The sequence below is a fragment of the Rothia sp. HMSC071B01 genome, assembly GCF_001808945.1.
Classification (GTDB): Bacteria; Actinomycetota; Actinomycetes; order Actinomycetales; family Micrococcaceae; genus Rothia.
This window is the reverse complement of record NZ_KV795071.1, coordinates 172,644-194,432: the sequence shown is the minus strand read 5'-3', so window position 1 is coordinate 194,432 and position 21,789 is coordinate 172,644. Positions and strand designations below refer to the sequence as shown.

Genomic DNA, 21,789 nt, shown 5'->3' with positions numbered 1-21,789 from the left:
ACCTTCGGCAGACGAGTTTTGTTGTTGAAGAGCATTTCAACGGTGCATCTGTCAACGGGGCACCTACCCGATGCCCGCCGGTCACCGACCGCGGTAGAAAAACCTGCAGCGAAAGAGACACACTGATGCTCATCCTTCTTCTGCTGATGGCACTCGCCCTTGCCGCCGGATGCTGGGCGTACTCCTACGTGTGGCGCGGACTGAACCGCCGCGTCATTGCCGCCGTGAAGGTGGTTGATCCGATGATTACGCTCGGCCCGTACGTCATGGCGGCGTGGGTGGCGTTCATGGCTCTGATCGCCACGAATATCTGGGCGACCGGAACCCTGCACACTGTGCTGACGATTATCTTCTGCGTGGTTGCCGTAGGGTGCCTCGGCTGGGCTGGATTCTGGCTGCTCATGCACTGCCTGGGCGGGCAGACCCCGGGCAAACGCCCGATGTGGTGGCGCGAGGCGGTTGCCGCGAAGTTCGCCTGGCGTAACCTCTCGCGCATGCCCGCCTACCTGGGTGCTCGCACCAGCATCCTGCCGGTGGAGAACCCGCACCTGACCAAGCCGTATTCGGGGTCGTGGACTCGCCCGCTCGGTGCGACCATGCCCGGGTACAGCTCCAACGGCGAGTTTATTGAGGGCTTTGACGAGTTCGGTCGCAAGATGCCGCGCATCTACCCTGTAGGCCCTGAACCGACCATTTTTGAGATGGCGCGCTGGGGTAAGTCGGTGAGCTCCGATCAGCTGCTGACGACCTTCCTGCCGACCGCTCCGTTTGAGCGTCTGCGTCTGCCCGGCACTATGACGGGCCCCTTCACCTTTGCGGGGGAGGTGCCGCACGGTGCGGTGACGAAGTGGCCTCGCCGCAGCGGCGCAAACCGCGCCTTCGGCTCCTACGCTCGTCTGGGTGAAATTACCGAACGCAAGGTGGAGCTGCTGGTCGACCACCGCCTCATTGCGGCACTGCAGACCACCCGTGAAAGCTACGAACGCCGACACAGCTGGATGCTCGCCTTCACTGATATTGCAGACGGCGACTTCACGATGGACGCCGACGAGAATGGCAACCTGCGCATCACCTTCGGCATGATCACCGAGGGTTACGAGACTCCGTGGGTCTTCACCAGCACCCTGAAAGACAGCCCGCGCCTGCGCCGCAAGGTACGCCGCGCCATGCGCGAGCGTCGCGTGCTCAAGCAGAGCAGCGGCGAGCTGATGGACTGGTACTTCGTGCCGAAGCTCAGCGAGTTCCCCCACGGCCCGGCCACCAATGAGCTTCCCGAAGAGTTCTACTTCAAGTCCAATATCATGGTCACGAACCGTCACGAGAGCTCCTCTCGCGCCTCGGGTGAGGCTCACTAGGGCAGTGCCACTGCTATGAGGTGCCCAGAGTGGACACCTCAGAAGCGCACCCTAAAAATTCAGACATCCATGCACCGACTGCTACTCCATAGGGGAGTGGCAGCCGGTGCTTTTCTGCTGTTTCATTCTCTCGGCAGCGTCTAATAACGGTACAGAGAGCCTCATGACGGCGCAGGCAGAAGCGGGCAACAAGCCACGATAGAATAGAAACTTAGAGCACTATGAGCGCAAGCCCGGGGCATTTTCTCCCCTTCGCGAGCTTGCCGTGCTGAAAACATCTGCAGAGCATATTTGCAGAGAGCATCTGCAGGGAACGCCTGCAGAGAACACACAGCCATCATTTGCCGAAAGGATTCCCGTGGCGTCTTCGAACTACACCGCCCGTCACCTCTCCGTGCTGGAAGGTCTGGAAGCTGTACGCAAACGCCCGGGCATGTACATTGGCTCCACCGACTCCCGCGGCCTGATGCACTGCCTCTGGGAGATTATCGATAACTCGGTGGATGAGGCGCTCGCCGGTTTTGGCCAGTCCATTCAGGTCATTCTGTACCGTGACGGTTCGGTTGAGGTACGCGATGATGGCCGCGGTATCCCCACCGACATTGAGCCGCGCACCGGCCTGTCCGGTGTGGAGGTCGTGTTCACTAAGCTGCACGCCGGCGGTAAGTTTGGCGGTGGCTCCTATAACGCATCCGGTGGTTTGCACGGTGTGGGCGCTTCCGTGGTGAACGCGCTGTCTTCCCGTCTGGACGTGCAGGTGGACCGTGGCTCGAAGACCTACCAGATGTCCTTCCGCCACGGCATTCCCGGTCACTTCGAGTCCGGTCGCACCCCCAAGCCCGAAGATCCGTTCACTCCCGCAACCGAGGGTACTGACGCCCTGCAGATTGTGGGTCGCGCTAAGCGCGGCGTGACCGGCACCCGTGTGCGCTATTGGGCTGACCCGCAGATTTTCACCCCCGACGCTAAGTTCAGCTACGAGGACTTGGCTGCTCGTGCGCGCCAGACCGCGTTCCTCATTCCGGGTCTGCGTATTTGCATCCGCGATGAGCGCCGCCTGCCCGGCACCCCCGGCGAGTTGGAGCCCCACGAGGAAGTTTTCCAGTACGACGGCGGCATTAGCGAGTTCGTGGAGTTCTTGGCGCACGATGAGCGTATTACCGACACCTGGCGTTTTAGCGGCAGCGGCTCTTTTACCGAGACCGTGCCCGTGCTGGGTGAGGATGGCCGCTCGCAGCTGACCGATGTGGAGCGCGATTGTGAAGTGGACGTTGCGTTGCGCTGGGGTATTGGCTATGAGACGACGGTCCGCAGCTTCGTGAACATTATTGCCACCCCCAAGGGCGGTACTCACACGACCGGTTTTGAGCAGGGCCTGCTGCGCGTGATGCGCAAGCACCTTGCCGATAATGCCCGCAAGTACAAGGTGGGTAACGACAAGATTGAGAAGGACGACGTGCTCGCCGGCTTGACCGCCGTGCTGACCGTGCGTCTTGCCGAGCCGCAGTTTGAGGGTCAGACCAAGGAGATTCTGGGTACCCCGGCGGTTCGCCAGATCGTGTCGAAGGTCGTGGGCGATGCGCTGAAGGCTCGCCTGGAGTCGACCGCCCGTGCGGAGAAGGCTCAGGCGACCGCTCTGTGTGAGAAGGTCGTCTCTGAGATGAAGACCCGCGTCTCGGCGCGCATCCATAAGGAAACTCAGCGCCGTAAGACCGCGCTGGAGTCTTCGTCCATGCCCACCAAGCTGGTGGATTGCCGTTCGACCAATGTTGAGCATTCTGAGCTGTTCATTGTGGAGGGTGACTCGGCGCTGGGCACGGCGCGTCTGGCGCGTTCTTCCTCGTATCAGGCTCTGCTGCCGATTCGCGGTAAGATCCTGAACACTCAGCGTGCTTCGGTGACTGATGTGCTCGCGAATGCTGAGTGCGCGGCGCTGATTCAGGTGATCGGTGCGGGTTCGGGTCGTACCTTTGACCTGGACTCTGCTCGCTACGGCAAGGTCATTATGATGACCGATGCGGACGTGGACGGCGCCCACATCCGTACCCTGCTGCTGACCCTGTTCTACCGTTACATGCGTCCGCTGATTGAGGCGGGTCGCGTGTACGCTGCGGTTCCGCCTCTGCATCGTGTGGAGGTGGTGCGCCGCGGCAAGCCGAACGAGATGGTGTACACCTACTCGGAGAAGCAGCTGCACGAGCTTCTGGATTCTCTGCGGGAGCAGGGGGTGTCCTATAAGGAACCCATTCAGCGTTATAAGGGTCTGGGTGAGATGGACGCTGACCAGCTGGCTGAGACGACGATGGATCCGCGTCATCGCATGTTGCGCCGTATTCGCATTGAGGATGCGGAGGCTGCCGAGCGTGCGTTCTCCTTGTTGATGGGTTCTGAGGTGGCTCCGCGTAAGGAATTCATTATTGCGGGTGCTCATCAGCTGGATGCCGAGAGCATTGATATGTAGAGCATCGATATGTAGCGTGCGGTACCTTGCGGGGCATTGCGGTGCCTTGCGGGGCAGTGGTGGCTGGCGTGTCACAATCCATGAATTTTGTGTGAGAATAGTCACGCAATTCTCGGAGATTCCGCGTAAATTCCGCATGAAACAGGCAAATTTAAGCTTTGAGCACTACTTGAAGCACCTGTCACAATCACGAAATCTGTCACCAAAATTTTGCAGAAAATATTAAAAACTGCAATATTTCACCAAGGTTCCGAAACTGCTTCTCAACCCCGCAAGGCACCATCGTGTCTCATTCCTCTCACCACCCTTGCATCGAGGGATAACGTCCAAGGTACCTTTAGCGAAACGTCAAACAATAAACGTCCATACTATGCACAGCCTACTCACAGCTTCTTAGGAAAACCCTGTACCTTAGAAGCATGAGAGACACTGTGTCAGTAACTCTCGTATGCCCTCCATCGATGGTGGACTACCCGAAATCTGGCACAAACGCACATTAAGTACACACATAGTAAGGACCTATCAATGGATCCCCTTGATTTTGGTAGGTGGCAGTTCGGTATTACCACCGTCTACCACTTCTTCATGGTTCCGCTGACTCTGGGTCTGGGCCTTGTGGTGACCTACCTATACATTCGCTACGTTCGTACCAAGAAGGACGAATACAAGCGCATGACGAAGTTCTGGGGCAAGCTGTACCTCATTAACTTCGCTATGGGTGTGGCCACCGGTCTGGTTCAGGAATTCCAGTTCGGCATGGCGTGGAGTGAATACTCCCGCTTCGTCGGCGACGTCTTCGGCGCTCCGCTGGCAATGGAAGGCCTCTTCGCCTTCTTCGTTGAGTCGACCTTCCTCGGTCTGTGGATCTTCGGTTGGGACCGACTCAAGCCTGCTGTACACGCATTCTCGCTGTTCATGGCAGTTCTCGGCTCCTGGATTTCTGCATTCTTCATTCTGGTTGCAAACTCCTGGATGCAGCACCCCGTTGGTGCAGAAATGATTGACGGTCGTCCCCGCATGACCGATATCGGTGCAGTGCTGCTCAACCCCCTCGCATGGGTGACCTTCACTCACGTCATCACCGCCGCTATTCAGGTTGCTGGTGGCTTCCTGGTTGGTATCGCATGGTACAAGCTGTGGCGCCGCCGCAAGGACGGCATCGACAAGGTCGTTGACGGCAAGGTTGTTGTTGGTGAGTCCGACAAGGGTGCACGCGACAAGGCTGACTTCCAGGTTTGGTTTAAGTCCCTGCGCCTGGGCGCTGTTGTAGGCCTCCTCGCTTTCGCAGGTATCGGCGCGTCCGGTCACCTGCAGGCACAGCTGATGATTCACGAGCAGCCCATGAAGATGGCTGCTGCAGAAGCTGCGTGCCACGACGGCACCTCCTTCTCCGTTCTGACCGTCGGTGAACTCGGTGCTCAGAGCTGCGATAAGATTCACACCGTCATCGAGGTTCCCGGCGTGCTGTCCTTCCTGGCACACGACAACTTCGACACCCCGGTGAAGGGTATTCAGACCCTGCTGCCCGAGTACGAAGCTAAGTTCGGCACCAACCTGCCCAACAACCCGCTCTACGGTGAGCGTGCAGGTCAGAAGATTGACTACCTGCCCTCCCTCGAGGTCTCCTACTGGGGCTTCCGCGGCATGATTGGTCTGGGTGCGGTCGTACTGCCCCTCTACCTCTACGCACTGTGGGTAACCCGTAAGAAGGGCGTGGGCACCGTCCCCGAGTCCAAGCTGCTCAAGAACGTTGCAGTTTGGTTCATCCTGGCTCCCTTCTTCGCTATCTCCCTCGGCTGGATCTTCACCGAAATGGGCCGCCAGCCCTTCGTTGTGGCTCCGAACCTTCAGGGTGACCCCTCGATTCACCTGTTCACCGCAGCAGCTATCTCCCCGGGTGTTTCCGGTGAAGAAATCCTCTTCTCCCTGCTCACCCTGGGTCTGCTCTACGGCGTGCTGATGGTGGTTGAGGTTTACCTGCTCATTAAGTACGTCAAGGCCGGTGTTGTGGCAGCAATGCCCGAGCTGGTTCAGTCGCACCACGAGGACGAGTCCAACGACAAGTCCAAGCGCGATGTGCTGGAGTTCGCCTACTAGGCGGGTAAGGATTGATTCACCATGAACTTTGATTTCAATATCTTTGCCGGTCAGCCTGGCCTGCCCACCCTCTGGTTTGTCGCCATTGGCGTCTTCCTCATCATGTACCTGATTCTCGACGGTTTCGACCTGGGCGTCGGTATGCTGATGGGTTCCAAGTTCACCAAGAACGAGAAGGAACGTCGTCTGCTGCTGAACATCATCGGCCCCGTCTGGGACGGTAACGAGGTGTGGATTGTGTCCGGCGGTGCTGCTATCTTCGCAGCATTCCCCATCTGGTACGCAGCCCTCTTCTCGGCTCTGTACATTCCTCTGACCCTCGCGCTGGTCTTCCTGATTCTGCGCGTGGTCGCAATTGAATACCGCGGTAAGAAGAACGACGAGAAGTGGATCCGTAACTGGAACATCGCTCTGTCTGTTTCTTCCTTCTTTATCCCACTGCTCGTTGGTGCTCTGCTGGGTCTGACCTCCATGGGTCTGCCCATCAACGAGAACGGCGACCGCGTCGGCGGCGCCTTCGCATGGGTCTCTCTGCCGGTTCTGCTCGGCGGTCTGGGCTTCGTTGGCTTCTCCCTGGTTCAGGGTCTTGCCTTCATCGCTCTGAAGACCGACGGTGATATCCGCGACCGTGCCCGCAACACCCTGGTACGCTGGGCTCCCGTCCTGCTGCTGCCGATCGTTGCATGGGTTCTGACTCTGGACTTCACCACCGGTAACGGCATCTCCTGGCTGTGCACCATCCTGGCTGTGGTTGCTGTTCTGATTGCTTGGATCTCCGCAAAGGGTGGCCGTGAGGGTCGCGCTTTCGCTGGTCTGTCCGTGTTCCTCGCATTCGGCGCTCTGGCAATCTTCACCGCAATGTACCCGAACGTTCTGCCCTCCACTCTGGACCCGGCATACTCGCTCACCATTGCGAACGCCTCCAGCTCCGAGTACACCCTGGGCGTTATGACCTTCGTGACCTGCCTTGGTCTGCCGGTCGTGTTCGTCTACCAGGCATGGACCTACTGGGTCTTCCGTAAGCGTCTGCACGTGGATCACATCCCCGAGGCTCACGACGCTACCGAACTGGCTGAACTGCCGACCAAGTAGCATGTAGCTGATTGAAGAATCCCCCTAATTTCTCTTCTGAGAAGTTCGGGGGATTTTTCTATGCACACAGTGGACTATGCACACAGAGGGCTATTCCTGCTGGAGACTATGCCCGCAGCGGATGCAGCTCGCGGCAGGCGAGTGGGCGCGCAAAAATTTTTGGTGCCCCCCCCGAAATTCGGGCGCGACAGGGAGTAAAAGGTGTAATGTGGTGTACAACTCACTCTTATGAAAGGCGTTCAACGATGAAGTCCCTCAACCGCCGCACCGGACCCGCCCCTCGTACCGGCACGCGCCGCCGCCTGTTCGCCACGGGCGCCCTGCTCTGCATCGGCGTGCTCCCGCTGAGCGCATGCTCGCTCTTCAACCCGCCGCTGGAACGCGACGAAAGCGTCCACGCCATCTTCGACGCGGAACAGGACATCGTGAAGATGCCCTTGGACGATTACCTCTACTACGAGGGGGGCACTCATTACGAATACACGGCATTGCAGATTGCCATGAAGCAGTGCTTCGCCGAACACGGGCAGAACTACACCATCCCGGCTCCCGACTCTGAGAGTGCGCCGCGTGGCGATTTTGGCCGAAAGTACGGTCCCTGGAACGTCGAATACGCCAAGAAGTACGGATTCCAGAAGCGAGACCCCAACGCCGCCCCCATCTCCTTTAGCTCACCGGAGAGCTTGAGCCCCGAGGAGCAGCTTCGCACCGAATGTCATGACAAGGCCCGCGAGACCCTGGAGGCCGCGGTTCCCGAAGGTAAGAGGCCCGAGAATGACGTGCAGTCCACATACAGTCGTATCTCCACCGACGCAACCAACGCCGTTTACGGTAGCAAACTGCACCGCGAGCTCGAAGAGAAGTGGAAGCAATGCGTCTCAAACCGGGGGCTCACCCCCATTAAGGCAGGCTATGTCGCCGAGGAAAGCCCGCTGAATGAGCAGCAGAGCAAGAACGGCGGTTTCAACGAGCCCGCCTCCGAAGAAGAGATCCGCATCGCCACCATCATGGCAGAATGCAACCAACAGGTCGGCATGAGCCAGCAGCTCTACGACCTGGAGGCACAGTATCAGATGCCGCTCATCCGCAAGTACCAGTCGCAGCTTGAGCAGGACCGCAAGGCAGAACGTGAGCGTGACGAGAAGTTCAAGCAGTACGTTATGGAGCACCAGTAAACCGGGACGCTGAAAGACAGCACCACAAAAGACAGCGCAAAAACAGCTCAGAAAGACACCGCCATGACCACTCACTCACAGAACCAAAACAGCGGTCACCGCTTTAGCGAGCGCATCGCCCGACCCCGCGTGCTCCTGCTGCTGGCAATCCTCGCCATCGGCTCGCTCATGCTGTCCTTCTACCTTGGCACCCGCTACGCCGCAACAGGCCCCGACCCGACCGTGCAAGCGAAAACCGTGATCCCGGTCTGGGCGAAGGTCGAAGAACGCACCGTCAGCGAGGGACTCGCCATTGCAGGAACCACCAAGGCGGGAGAGACCGCCCCGATTAGCGCGCGCACCAACGGTGAGCCGGTGCTCGTCTACCAGAACCAGAAGCCCGGTAACGTGCTCAAGGCCGGTGACTTCATCGGCATTATTGGCGCCGACCCCGTCTTCGTGCTGGAAGGGCCGCTGCCGCTGTACCGCGACCTCAACCTGGGCGATAACGGCGACGACGTGCTCGCCTTCCAGAAGGCACTGAACTCCGCCGGGTACGCCACCGCTCAGAGCGGCACCGTTACCGAAGACACCCTCGACGCCGTCACGCGCCTGCACCGCGCGCACCTGACCGGCGTGCCCAGCGAAGGGGTCACCAGCATTGCCCGCAACAACTACGCGATTCTGCCCGGCGGAAGCCACACCGTCACCGCCGTTGCCGCGGTCGGTCAGCTCATCAGCGACGGCAACCCCATCGCGAGTGTAGAAACTAGCGAACCCTACGTGGAATCCAGCGTTGAGCTCTCTGTTGCCAATAAGGTCAAGGCCGGCGACCGCGTTAGCCTGCGCACTTCCACCGGCAGTGTGGAGGGCACCATCACCAGCATTGGTGAGCTGCAGAACGACCCCTCCAAGGGTGCGGCGAAGAGCGTGCGATTCAGCGCCGACGACCCGAGCAAGCTCACTCCGGGGCAGAGCGCCTCCATCACCAGCAAGGGCAACACCTCAACCACCCTCGCCGTGCCGACTACCGCGGTACGCCAGGACTCCCAGGGCACCTACGTGCTCGTTGAAAAGGGCGGAAGCTCCACCTCGACCAGCAAGGATGCGCCCGCCACCGAACGAGTTAACGTTGAGGTTCTGCGCACCGCCGGCGGATACGCCGCAATCAACGCAAACCTCAGCACGGGACAGAAGGTGCTTGTCTCATGAGCCGCCGTAAGATAACCCCAGACACAAGCCCAGGACGTGCGCCTACAATTGCGCCCAACGTAGCGTCCGCCGCTACACCTGCTGCCGGGCTCGGTACCGCGCCCGCTATCGAAATGCACGGCATTACCCGTGTTTTCGAGGGGAGCGAACGAGCAGTCCTCGACCACCTCGACCTGGTGGTCGAACGCGGCGAATTCCTCGCCATTATTGGTCCGTCGGGCTCCGGTAAATCCACCCTGCTCAACGCCATTGGTCTGCTCGACACTCCCACCAGCGGAACCTACAGCCTCTTCGGCAAAAACACGGAAGGACTCAGCGACAGAGAACGCGACGAAATGCGCCGAGACCACCTCGGCTTCATCTTCCAATCCTCAAACATGCTGCTGGACGAAACCAGCACGACCAACGCCTCCATGGGCCTGCGCGTGCAGGGCGTACCCTACGGCGAGCGCCTGCAACGCACCGAAGAAACCCTAGAATTTCTGGGGTTGAGCGACCGCGCCAGCATCCGCACCCGCTACCTCTCCGGCGGCGAGAAGCAGCGCTGCGCCATTGCTCGTGCCCTCGCCACGCGCCCGCCGCTGATTCTTGCCGACGAGCCCACCGGCAACCTGGACAGCCACAATAGCGCCAAGGTCATTGAGATTCTGCAGCGCATTAACGCGACCGGCTGTACCGTGCTGGTTATTACCCACGACCCGGAGGTTGCCGCCGCCGCCCGCCGTGTGATTCGCATTGAGGATGGGCAGTTGCACGAGCAGAGCCGCGCCGACTTGGCTACGGTGCCGGTCGCTGAGGTGCCGGTTGCCGAGGCTGTGCCGGTTGCAACGGACACCCCGGCAGAAGCCACGGTTGGTGCCCCGGTAGATGCTACCACCAGCCTCGCACCGGGGGAGAAGCCCGCTACGCATCGCCGCGGAAGCTTCCTCACCGACGACAGCATCGAGGCAATCTCGGCGCTCACCTCACGACCGCTACGCACCCTGCTGCTGGGCCTGTCTTTCGCGCTGGGCGTGGGCGGACTCATCAGCGCCTCCGGCATGAGCGAATCCGCCAGCTACCAGGTGAACCAGCGCCTGCTCGGATCCGAACAATCCACGCTCTACATCAGCGACAGGGACAATGACCAGAACATGCTCGGAACCTACCGGCAGGGTGAATCCGCGCAGAATGTTGCCGACCGCATTAGCGCGCTGGACTACGTGAAGAACACCGGATTCGTCAGCAGCGTGGCGCCCGCCGACGTGCGAATCACCCGGTTCAGCCCCTACGAGGACGAACCCAAAACGGCGATTGGCCTCAGCTCCACCTCGAAGACCAGGCTCGAGCAAATCGGTGCCCGCATGAACCCCGAAACCCTGCGTGCGCTCGAACAGATGAACTCGACCCTCACCCAACAGAACGTTGCTGACCGTGAACGCTCCGAGCAGCTCTCCGGCGCTATTGTGTCGGTCTCCGCTGCCCGTGCCCTCGGCATTCTCCCCGAAGATAAGGCGGCAGATAACGCCACAACCGAGCCCCGCCCGGGCGAGCTACCCGCCGTCGAGTACGGCATTAAGCTCGGCGGGCTGCCGCAGGTGGCACCCGGTGTGAGCATCTGGGTGGAAGGTCAGCTGATGCCGGTCATCGGCCTCTTCGACCCCGGCAATAGCGGCTACGAATTCAGGAATACGGTCATTGTCTCGCCGGGCACACTTCAGCGCACTGGACGCGGCCAGGTGACCTACATTGCCGAAACCGAACGGGGCTACGGCAAAGCGGTCGCCAAGGCGATTCCGCTGACCCTCAAGCCCGCTGAACCCAGCCAGATCAACGTGGAAACCCCCTCCGACCTGCAGAGCCTACGCGCGTCCATCGCCTCGGATCTGGGCCTGTACGTGGGTGTGCTCTCCGGTATTCTGCTGGTGCTCGCCTCCCTCTCGGCGGCAACCGCAATGTATCTGTCCGTGCAATCGCGCACCGCAGAGATTGCGCTGCGCCGCGCCATCGGATCGAGTAAATGGCTGATTGCCCGCATCTTCCTCATGGAGGGTGTCATGCTCGGCGTGCTCGGTGGTTCCATCGGTGCCTGCTCCGGCATGATTGCGACGATTATTCTTTCGCTCGTGCAGGGCTGGCAGGCGGTTCTCTCACCCGGATTCGTGGTGCTCGGCGTGGGCGTTGGCGCCCTTACCGGTCTGGTGTCTTCGGCGTACCCGGCGTGGGTAGCGTCCCGCAAGAGCCCCGCCGATGCGATGCGTGGCTAGAACTAGCGCTGGGTGAGGACCAGCCAATTATCCGAAACTTGACTGGTCAAATAGGTATTAGATAGCCCAACCCTTAAACTGATGGGAGGTAAAAACAGCAGAAGACTAAGGACAACACGTGAGTCGAACGCACACACCGCGTCATGCTGACAAACATCAGAACACCGAGGCACCAGAGGTGACCGACGGAAAGCGCAATGACCGCGCTGACCGCCGCCCGCCTCTGGGCCCTGACGCCCGTAAAACCCTCAGCACGTTCGGTGTCATCACTGCCGTGCACACTCTCGCGACGGTGCTTTTCAGCGCCGCCCTGGCTGTGATTATTGCCCGCGCGGCACACGCCGGTTTCGCCGCTGTTGCCGCCGAGCACGCGCGCCTCAAAGAGACCAGCGCCCCGGACGTGTACCGCGCCTACATTGAGTTCTCGGGCTCCGCGCAGGCGCAGCTGGAGGCGCACGGCGGCTGGCTGCTCGGCCTCGGCGGGCTCTTCGGCGACGCAGACACCATTACCCCCGGCCTGATCGCAGTCGCCGTCATCGCCCTGCTCGTCCGCTCGGGTACCGACTACCTGCTGGCTGTGAGCGCGCAGCGTGCCGCCTCCGGAGCGAAGTCTCAGATTCGTTCCGCCCTGCTCAAGCGCGTGCTCGCCACCGGTGGCGCAGACACCCCCGAAGGTACCGGCGCGACCGCTGTGTTGCTGTCCCGCGGCCTGAACGCCCTGGATGACTACTACACCAAGACCCTGACCGCGTTCGTTTCCACCGCGATTGTGCCGTTCATCCTCTGGGTTGTTGTGGCGGCCCTAGACTGGATGAGCGCCATGGTGCTGGCATGCACCTTGCCGCTTATTCCGGTGTTCATGATCCTGATTGGTAAGAACACCCGCGACGAGACCGCAGAAGCTCAGGCTGAACTGCACCGCCTCTCCGACCATATTCTGGAGCTGGTGCGCGGCCTGCCCGTCATTATCGGTCTGGGCCGTGAACGTGCACAGACCCGTTCCATGAACGCCCTCGGCCAGCGTTACCGTGAACGTACTATGCAGACTTTGCGTAGCGCCTTCATGTCTTCGCTTGCGCTGGAGCTCATCACCACCATTTCGGTGGCGCTGATTGCTGTGCTGATTGGTGTGCGCCTGGTCAACGGCACCCTGGGCCTGGACACCGCAATTCTCGTGCTGCTGCTGGCTCCCGAATGCTACCAGCCGCTGCGTGATGTGGGTGCCGCTTACCACCAGTCGGAGGACGGCGTTGCCGCCCTGCGTAGCGCCCAGAAGATTATTGATGCGCCCCTGCCCGCCGCCGCTGCGGACTCGACTGCACAGGATCCGTCTGCAAAGGATTCGGTAGTGCAGAAGGGCCAGCCTTCCACCATCGCTGTTGAGGACCTGTCGGTGAGCTACCCGGCGCGTCCTGCCGTGCTGACTAACCTGTCCCTGAACCTGGATCGTCGCGTTGCTACCGCCCAGAGTGAAACTGCTCAGGGTGAGCGCGGTGCGGTTATCGGCGTGATGGGTGAGTCCGGTTGCGGTAAGTCCACCCTGCTGAACGTGTTCTCCGGTGCAGTACGTGAGGGTCTGGTGCCCACCGGCTCGGAGGAGCCCGTGCACCTGACCGGTAGCGTGAGCGGTCTGGGAACCACCCTGGTTATTCCGCAGTCGCCGGTCTTCACCGCGCCGACCGTGCAGACCGAAATGGCTCTCTACGCACTCAGCGCCACCGAGGCGGAGCGTGAGCGTGCAGCCGCTCTGCTCGGTGAAGCGATGGACTCCAAGAAGCTGTCCGTCACCGATGCCGAGTCCGCGCTGATGGTTGGCCCGCTGGCTCAGCTGGGCATGGAGAAGCTGACCGCCCTTGAACCCGGTGCCCTCAGTGCTGGTCAGGCGCGCCGCCTCGCCGTGGCACGCACCCTGGCTCGTGCCGAGGCTATCTACCGTGCCGGCGGTGAGCAGACCGTGCTGACCGTCCTGGTGGATGAGCCGACCGCGCACCTGGACGCCTACTCGGCATACCTGGTGACCCGCGCCCTGCACCGCCTGGCGGAACTAGGCGCAACCGTGCTGATCGTGACCCACGAGCAGGAGCTCGCCGCTGGCTGCGACACCCTCGTTCGTGCCGTGCAGACCGCCCAGGGCTACACATGGACCGCTGAGGCGAACACCGCCCGCGTTGCGGTTCCCGCGCAAGCCCCCGCGCACCTGCTCAAGGACAGGGAAGAGTACGAGGCTGAAAGCACCGCCCCGGCGGGCACCTCCGCAGCTACCGAGGTCAAGGAAGCCGAGCCTGCCGGCCTGTTCGCAAGCCTGCGCACCCTGAAGGAACTGACCGGTATCGGTGTTCGCGCCGCAACCGGCCCGGTGATCATGGCTGCGATTACTTCCCTGATGGCTGCGGCACTGACCGCGCTGTCCGGCTGGCTGATTGTTCGCGCCGCCGAGGGCCCGGCAATGATGTACCTGATGGTCGCCATCGTGGGCGTGCGTTTCTTCGGCCTGGGCCGTGCCTGCGCCCGCTACGCTGAGCGTCTGATGACCCACTCGAAGGTCCTTGCCGCCGCTAATATTCTGCGTCTGCGCGCCTGGGTTGGCGCATGGCAGAGCGTGAGCAGCGTGCGTGCCCTGCTGCGCGGTGACGCGCTGCTCGAACGCCTCGTCGGCGGTATTGATGAGCTGCGTGACGGCGTGCCGCGCGTTATTATTCCGCCGGCTGCGCACCTGCTGGTCATGACCGCGGCGCTGATTACAACCGCGTGCATCCTGCCGCAGGCTCTGATTCCGGTTCTGCTTGCCGTGCTGGTCAGCACTTTTGTGGCTCCGTGGATTGTGCTTCGCGCTGATGCCCGTGCGGAGTCGCTGGCTCGCCGCTCCACCGCGCAGATGCTGCGCCTGGGTACCGGCATGCTCTCGGCTGCTGAGGACCTGCGCGCTAACGGCGTGGCAACCACCGCTGAGAAGGCTAACGGCGCCCTGGACGCCGAGAACCTGTCCGCCCTGCAGAAGGGCTCGACCGCTCAGGGCGTGGGTCGTACCCTCGTGACTCTGAGCTGGTTCGGTGCGGCTCTGGCAAGCGCAGTCATTGCGTACCCGCTGGCTGTCGACGGCACCGTGCGTGCCCCCGAAGCGGCGATTGTGGTGCTGCTGTGCACCGGCATGCTGGAAAGCTCCCTGGGCCATGTTGAGGCGGTCCGCTCCTGGCCCGCGTTCAGCCGCCTGCTCGCTACGATTGCCCCGAGTGTGCGTGACGTATCCCTGGAGGGTGTTGTTGCCGTCTCGACCCTGAAGCGTTCCGTGCCGACCGAGGCTGAGGTGGACACCCACGTTCTGCCGCGTCGTGTTGAGCGTCTGCGTGCCCGCGCAGAGGCCGAGATGGAGGAGCTGCTGGAAGCTGACCGTCAGCGTGCCCACCGCTTTGATCGCCCCGGATCTGCGGCTGGCGCTCAGACGGATTCTAAGGCTGGTTCTAAGGCTGGCGCCCCGCGCCCGCCGAAGCCCGGCGAACCCACCCTGGTCAGCTGCGGCACCCCGCAGGAACTCGGCGTGAAGGTCACCGACCCCGCCCCGGCACTGAGCCTGCAGGACGCAGCCGCCCGCTGGCCCGGCATGGATCACCCGGTCTTCACCGACCTGAACATGAACGCCCGCGCCGGCTCCTGGACTGCGGTGACCGGCCCCTCCGGTTCCGGTAAGTCTACCGTGCTTGCAACCGTTCTGGGCTTCTTGCCGCTGGAGTCCGGCCGCGTGCTGGCTTCCGGCGAGGTCCTGGAGGGTGAGCAGCTGCGCGGCTACGCGGCGTGGTGCCCGCAGGCGGCTCACATTTTCGAGTCGACCCTTGAGGGCAACCTGATGCTGGCTCGTGACCGTTCGGATCGCCCGAGCGAGGAAGAGCTGATTGAGGTTCTGCGCCGTGTGGGTCTGGGCGAGTGGTTTGACGCTCTGCCTCAGGGCCTGCGCACCCCGGTGGGTGCTGGCGGTTCCTTCCTTTCCGGCGGTCAGCGCCAGCGTCTGGCGGTGGCTCGTGCCCTGCTGGTGAACTCGCCGGTGCTGCTGCTGGATGAGCCGACCGCGCACCTGGATGCCGAGTCTGCCCGTGCGCTGATGGCTGACTTGGATGCGGCGACCCGCTCCAGCTCTGTGGCTACGGTTTTGGTGTCGCACCGTCCTGAGGATATTGCCCGTTGCGATGAGGTGGTTCGTCTCTAGCAGCTGCTCTCTAGCAGGCGGCGGGGCGCGCCGATGATGCGCCCCGAAAGAACGCTCCTAGAAAAACGCCCCTAGAAAAAATAGTGTGCATGGGAATGCCCCGGTACTTCGTGAAAGTACCGGGGCATTTCTTGTGCGCGAATAGGTTCGGGTGAGGGTGGGGAGGAGAGAGCTAGACCCAGCCGAGTATCTGCGCGCTCAATCGCAGCAGCATGAGGGTCATAACGATAACGAGCACGCGGCGAATGAATCGCTCGCCCAGGTGAATTGCGGTGCGGGCACCAACCCAGCTTCCCGCCATGTTGGCGCATCCCATGGCGATTCCGAGGAGCCAGTGAATCGAGCCCAGCGGAATGAAATAGAGGAGCGCGCCGAGGTTGGTGGCGGTGTTAAGAACCTTGGCGGCTGCGGTTGCGTGGAGCATATCGTAGCCCATGGCTATCTGCAGGGCGACGAGCATCATCGCGCCGGTGCCAGCCCCGAGGATGCCGTCGTAGCCGCCCAGAATCAGACCCAGCGCAAAGCCGCGCACTAGGAATGATGAGGTTGTGAGCGTGCGAGGCCGCCCGCGAGGTATGCGCGGTTGTAGCACCGAGAAGACGAGGATAGCGGCTAGAACCACCACAATGGCGGGGCGGAAAATATGTGCCGGCAGGATCGTAGCGCAGTGCGCGCCGGCGGCGGAGGCGCAGAACGCCACGAACGCTACGGGGAGCAGGATTTTCCACGGGATTTTGAGCGAGCGAATATAGGTTGAGGCGCTCGTCAAAGTGCCCATGGCGCTGGCAACTTTATTGGTGCTCAGGGCGGCGACGGGTGAGAATCCGGGTGCCATGAGCAGGGCGGGGAGCTGGATCATGCCGCCTCCGCCCACGACAGAGTCGATGCATCCTGCGCAGAAGGCAGCGAGCAGGAGCACGATAAATAACTCTGGTGTGACGGACAGTAAATCAAGCACGACAAATCCTCTAGGAATAATGCGTCAATGAATGTGTGCTGTGTTACTTAAGGTACACCACATAAAAGCCGGGGGTGAAGACACACACAACGTGTCTTCACCCCCGGCTTCGTTAACAACCTAAGGCCGAAAGGCCGTGAACGGCGCGCCTAGAAGAGCTTTTCACCCTCCGGGCTAACCGCCATCGCAGCAGAAACAGCCGCATAGTTCGGGCCCACAATGCCGATGCTCTGAGTGAGCATCACACCGGAACCGTCACGGGCACCGTGCTCGGTCGGCAGGGAACGAGCCACACCGCCGGAGGACGCCGCCTTCGCCGGGCCCACGCCCACCCACGCCAGAGCCAGCTGGCTCTCACCGGTGAGGAAACGGTGCGCACGCACACCGCCGGTTGCGCGGCCCTTCTGCGGGTACTCGCTCAGGGCGGTGACCTTGGCGCTCGCCAGGCCGTCCTTGCCGTTGGCGACGGTTACGACCTCCGCCGCGTCGCCGGGCGCGGTCACACCCAGGGCGATGAGGCGGTCGTCGTCGGCAAGCTTGATGCCTGCGATACCGCCGCCGGTGCGTCCCTGCGGGCGGACCTTTGCCGCGTCGAAGGTCAGTAGCTTCGCGTCGCGGGTGACGAAGGTGAGTACCGCATCGTCAGTGGGGCAGGGGGCGGCGACTACGATTTCGTCGCCATCCTTGAGCTTCATGATGTCCCACTCGGTCTGGTTCAGCGGGTAATCCGGGTTGAGGCGCTTGATCACGCCGCCCGCGGTTGCCAGCGCCAGCACCGTGTTCAGCGGTACGAGGGCGACCAGCTTCTCACCCTTGGCGAGCTGAACCAGCTCGGCTGCCTTCACAGCAGACGTCATGGAGGGGGTGCCACCGTTCTCGTCCAGCACCGCAATGTCCATGACGGACAGGCGCACCATGCGTCCTGCGGAGGTCACGGCACCGATCTCACCGCGCGCGGTGGTCGGCGCAATCGAGGTGAACACGTCGTGCTTGAAACGCTTGCCGGGATCCACGAGCGCCTCGCGGATGGGCTTGCCGGGGGTACGTCCCATCATGCCGGATGCCGAAAGTAGCACCCAGCAGGGATCATCCGCGATTTCGAGGGCGAGGCCCAGGCTCTTCTTCGCCTTGGACTGCGCGGTGACTGCCTCAATGGCGACCTGCATGTCGTCCTTGGTTTTGAGCTGGGTGCGGCGGTCGGTGCCGTAGCGTTCGGCAACTTCGGCGAGCTCGTCGGAGACCAGTTCACGTAGCGCCGCATCGGAGCTGAGGATACGCTGCAATTCCGCGATTTCCTGCTGCAGGGTGTCGCGCTCTGCTTCGAGTTCCAGGCGGGAGTACTTGGTGAGCTGGCGCAGGCGCAGCTCCAGAATGTGGTTCGCCTGGGTGTCGGTCAGGTCGAAGACGACCTTCAGCTTTTCGCGCGCCTGAGCGGTCTCGTCAGATTCACGAATGATCTGGATGACCTCGTCAATGTCGAGGATTGCCACGAGCAGGCCCTCCACCAGGTGCAGGCGGTCGGTGCGCTTGCCCAGGCGGAATTCGGTGCGGCGGCGGACCACGTTCAGGCGGTGGTCAATGTACACGCGCATCAGGTCGAGCAGGCCGAGGGTCTGCGGCTGACCGTCCACGAGCGCCACGTTGTTGATGCCGAAGGAATCCTCAAGCGGAGTGTGCTTGTAGAGGGCGGCGAGCACCGCCTCCGGGTTGAAGCCGTTCTTGATTTCGATGACGAGGCGCAGACCGTTGGTGCGGTCGGTCAGGTCGACCACGTCGGAGATGCCGGTGAGTTTCTTGGAGTTGACGCCGTCCTTGATCTTTTCGATGACCTTTTCGGGGCCGACCATGTACGGCAGTTCGGTGACGACGATGCCCTGCTTGCGGGGGCTGACCTGCTCGATGGAGACCTTCGCGCGGGTCTTGAAGGTGCCGCGGCCGGTTTCGTAGGCGTCACGGATGCCTCCCAGACCCACGATGGTGCCGCCGGTGGGCAGGTCGGGGCCGGGGATGAACTTCATGATGTCTTTGAGGCTCGCCTCGGGGTGAGCGATGAGGTGGCGGGTACCGGCGATGACCTCGCGCAGGTTGTGCGGCGCCATGTTGGTTGCCATGCCGACCGCGATGCCGGTGGTGCCGTTGACGAGCAGGTTCGGGAACGCTGCGGGCAGCACGGAGGGCTGCATGAACTGGTTGTCGTAGTTCGGTACGAAGTCAACCACGTCTTCTTCGAGGTCTGCGGTGAGTGCCTGCGCGGCGGGTGCCATGCGTGCTTCGGTGTATCGGGCGGCTGCCGGGCCGTCGTCGAGGGAGCCGAAGTTACCGTGACCGTCAACGAGGGGCAGACGCAGCGCGAAGGGCTGGGCGAGGCGCACCATGGCGTCGTAGATGGCGGCGTCGCCGTGCGGGTGGAGCTTACCCATGACCTCGCCGGTCACGCGGGCGCTCTTGACGTGGCCCTTGTCGGGGCGCAGACCCATCTGCTGCATCATGTAGAGGATGCGGCGCTGCACGGGCTTGAGGCCGTCGCGGGCGTCGGGGAGGGCGCGCGAATAAATCACCGAGTAGGAGTATTCCAGGAAGCTGGTTTCCATCTCGGCGGATACGTCGATGTCGACGATATTCTCTACCACATCCACCGGGTAGTCGCTGACGGCGGATTTGGATCGGCGAGCCATATATCTCCTCGTGTCGGTGTGTTTTCGCTCCTCCTATTTTAGCGGGTGGGAGCGGATGAAACGGGCTGGCTGGTCAGCGTCACCTGTGGGGTGCGCCAAGCCGGTCGCGGGCCAGTAACCGAAGCGTACCGGGGGAGCGCACGCCGTCATATACGCCTGTATCAGCGTGGTCAAGTAGCACAGCCCGGCTGGAACCCTCTAAGGTAGAGGGGAGTAATACCTAACCGCCTTCATCGTGTGCGCCGACCGACGTCGCCTCATGAGGGCACCGCACGAAAGAGGTACGATGTACGCCACCACCCCCGAACGCGAGCAACTGGTCGCAGATATTAAGCATGCCGGTTTCTACCCCGACCTCGTGCTGGAAGTGGTGGATGACGCGCTGGCGGGCATGAACCCGGACGCGCACTTCGTACAGCATGAAACCCACTTCTCCCGCGATGATTTTCACCGCCACATCACCGTGATGGTGCTCTGCGGTGAGCACGTCATCTTTGCGCACCTGGACGACCAGCACCTTGAAGGTGACGCGCAGGGCACCGTGGCGCATGTGAGCGTGGAGGCGGTGCACCTGAGCGCCCTGAACGCGGTCACCATCAGCTACGGTTTCAGCCAGCCGCAGGCGTACAACGCCGGTAGCACCGCCCCGACTGAGATTTCCTTCCAGATTGCTTGGACCGGTTCGCTGCACATGGAGCTGGCTCCTGCTGGCTGCCAGGATCCGCAGTGCAACGCCGACCACGGCTTCACCGGCGATGCGCGCCGCGAGGACATTGCGGTGCGTGTTTCTGCGACCGCTGACGGTCCTGAGTCGGTTCAGCGTGCGCAGCATTTTGCGCGTGCTCTGCACCGTGCCCGCATGTACGCAACCCGCCGATAAAAACCAGCGCCCCAACGGCGCTCGCTACACCCCTAAGACACCCGAGAGGAACTTATGACGGCCCCGTCCCGCACCGAACAGCCCACTCTGCACGATGTTCTGGGCGCGCCGTTGCCTCCCGCGCCCGCCTACGGTAGCAATAGCATCGCCGATGTGCTGGAGTCCGCCTCCTCTCTGGTGGCTCAGCGAAGCCTGGCGCGCCCCGCGCACGCGCTAGATTCCGACCCGGCGTTCCACGCTGTTGCCGACCCGCTGAACCTTGCCGGCCGCCTCGCGGAGCAGGATGTTGACCCGGTGTCGTTCCGTCACGCCTGCGTGATCATGGTGGACGGCCTGGGCGAGCAGCTGCTCAACAGCTACGGTGGCTACGCGCCCGCCCTGCGTAAGACCCTGAACCTGGGCCCGCTGGACGCCGCGTTCCCCACTACGACTGCCGCCTCCCTGACCTCGCTGGGTACCGGCACGGCACCCGGCGCGCACGGCATTGCCGGCTATGAGGTGCGCAACCCGGCAGGTAATGGGGGAGCGGGCTCGGTCATGAACCACCTGTCCGGCTGGGATCAGTCGGTGGACCCGCACGCCTGGCAGCCGCTGCCGACCGTGCTGGAACGCCACCATACGAACCGCCGCGTGCTCACCATTTCGCTGGGTAAGTACCGCGGTACCGGTCTGACGGAGGCGGCGCTGCGTGGCGGCGACTTCGTGGATGCTGTCGGCTATAACGCCCGCGTCACCTACGCCCTGGAGGCGCTCTCCAGCCGCACCCCCACCACCGTGTACCTGTACTGGGGCGAGATTGACGCGGCGGGCCACCGCTACGGCGTGGGTAGCGACGAATGGCTACAGCAGCTGGAGGAACTGAACTCGGCGCTGAAGCGTCTGGCGGAGCGCGCCCCGGCGTGGGCGGCACTCTTCGTGACCGCCGATCACGGCATGGTGAACGTGCCCGAGCACCAGCGCATCGACTACTCCGGTGTGGAAGAGCTGACCCGCAATATCGCCATGACCGCCGGTGAACCGCGCGCCGTGCACCTGTACCTCGAAGACACCTCGGAGGCGGCACGTACCGCCACCGCTCAGCGTTGGGCGCAGTACTGGGGCGAGCGCGCCTGGGTGATTGACTCTCGCGAGCTGATGCGTGCCGGCTACTTCGGCCCGGTCATCACGGATGCGGCGCGCGGCCGCATTGGCGACCTAATGGTGTGTGCTCGCGACGACTGGGCGCTGTACGATATGCGCCACTACCAGGAGCGTGCCCTGCACATGGTTGGTCAGCACGGTTCGCTCACGGACGCGGAACGTCTGGTGCCGTTGCGCATGCTCAAGACTTTCTAAAGTACTAGTCTTCTAAAACCCAGAGGGCATAAAAAACCGCTGGTTATTCGGGTGAATAACCAGCGGTTTTCGTATGTCTAGATGCTCTCGTCTCGATGCCCCTATCGGGCAGCGCGAGGGCGGTCG

General features: G+C 62.3%; 12 protein-coding genes. 10 read left to right on the top strand and 2 right to left on the bottom strand.

All coding sequences use genetic code 11. The features are described from left to right. The first annotated feature begins 125 nt into the window (after positions 1-125). The 8 genes from HMPREF2527_RS04270 (at position 126) to HMPREF2527_RS04235 (ending at position 15,815) form a co-directional block, all read left to right on the top strand. Positions 126-1,355, top strand: coding sequence for an RDD family protein (locus HMPREF2527_RS04270; RefSeq protein ID WP_070506611.1), 1,230 nt, complete (start codon positions 126-128; stop codon positions 1,353-1,355). 358 nt (positions 1,356-1,713) lie between these two features. After that, complete coding sequence (locus HMPREF2527_RS04265) at positions 1,714-3,816, top strand: DNA gyrase/topoisomerase IV subunit B (RefSeq protein WP_070506609.1); 2,103 nt, start codon at positions 1,714-1,716, stop codon at positions 3,814-3,816. A gap of 525 nt (positions 3,817-4,341) precedes the next feature. After that, the gene (locus HMPREF2527_RS04260; RefSeq protein ID WP_070506607.1) at positions 4,342-5,913 is read left to right on the top strand and encodes a cytochrome ubiquinol oxidase subunit I; all 1,572 of its coding nucleotides are present in this window, start codon (positions 4,342-4,344) and stop codon (positions 5,911-5,913) included. Positions 5,914-5,934: 21 nt separating this feature from the next. Next, positions 5,935-7,005 (top strand): cytochrome d ubiquinol oxidase subunit II, encoded by a 1,071-nt coding sequence (cydB, locus tag HMPREF2527_RS04255; RefSeq protein WP_070506605.1) that lies wholly within the window; start codon positions 5,935-5,937, stop codon positions 7,003-7,005. A 245-nt stretch (positions 7,006-7,250) separates the two neighbouring features. Further along, positions 7,251-8,180, top strand: a complete 930-nt coding sequence (locus HMPREF2527_RS04250; RefSeq protein ID WP_083294457.1) for a multidrug transporter — start codon at positions 7,251-7,253, stop codon at positions 8,178-8,180. A 63-nt stretch (positions 8,181-8,243) separates the two neighbouring features. Next, complete coding sequence (locus HMPREF2527_RS04245; protein WP_070506602.1) at positions 8,244-9,371, top strand: efflux RND transporter periplasmic adaptor subunit; 1,128 nt, start codon at positions 8,244-8,246, stop codon at positions 9,369-9,371. Next, positions 9,368-11,617 carry an ABC transporter ATP-binding protein/permease gene (locus tag HMPREF2527_RS04240; protein WP_070506599.1) on the top strand — a complete coding sequence of 750 codons (2,250 nt, stop codon included), beginning with the start codon at positions 9,368-9,370 and terminating at the stop codon, positions 11,615-11,617. The genes HMPREF2527_RS04245 and HMPREF2527_RS04240 overlap by 4 nt, the downstream gene beginning before the upstream one ends. A 178-nt stretch (positions 11,618-11,795) precedes the next feature. Then, entirely contained in the window at positions 11,796-15,815 is a 4,020-nt protein-coding gene (locus tag HMPREF2527_RS04235) for a thiol reductant ABC exporter subunit CydD/CydC (RefSeq protein ID WP_246824774.1), read from the top strand. Positions 15,816-15,987: 172 nt separating this feature from the next. Here the strand turns inward: HMPREF2527_RS04235 and HMPREF2527_RS04230 are convergent, their stop codons facing one another. Both HMPREF2527_RS04230 and HMPREF2527_RS04225 read right to left on the bottom strand, forming a co-directional pair. Further along, positions 15,988-16,734, bottom strand: coding sequence for a sulfite exporter TauE/SafE family protein (locus tag HMPREF2527_RS04230; protein ID WP_256387618.1), 747 nt, complete (start codon positions 16,732-16,734; stop codon positions 15,988-15,990). A 188-nt stretch (positions 16,735-16,922) separates the two neighbouring features. After that, on the bottom strand, positions 16,923-19,448 hold the full coding sequence (locus HMPREF2527_RS04225; RefSeq protein WP_070506590.1) for a DNA gyrase/topoisomerase IV subunit A: 2,526 nt from the start codon (positions 19,446-19,448) through the stop codon (positions 16,923-16,925). 286 nt (positions 19,449-19,734) lie between these two features. On the opposite strand from HMPREF2527_RS04225, the gene HMPREF2527_RS04220 reads away from it, so the two are divergent. Together HMPREF2527_RS04220 and HMPREF2527_RS04215 are read left to right on the top strand one after the other, a co-directional pair. Continuing rightward, complete coding sequence (locus tag HMPREF2527_RS04220) at positions 19,735-20,328, top strand: DUF5998 family protein (protein ID WP_005506389.1); 594 nt, start codon at positions 19,735-19,737, stop codon at positions 20,326-20,328. Between the two features lie 54 nt (positions 20,329-20,382). Next, positions 20,383-21,663, top strand: coding sequence for an alkaline phosphatase family protein (locus tag HMPREF2527_RS04215; protein ID WP_070506588.1), 1,281 nt, complete (start codon positions 20,383-20,385; stop codon positions 21,661-21,663). Positions 21,664-21,789: the final 126 nt, after the last annotated feature.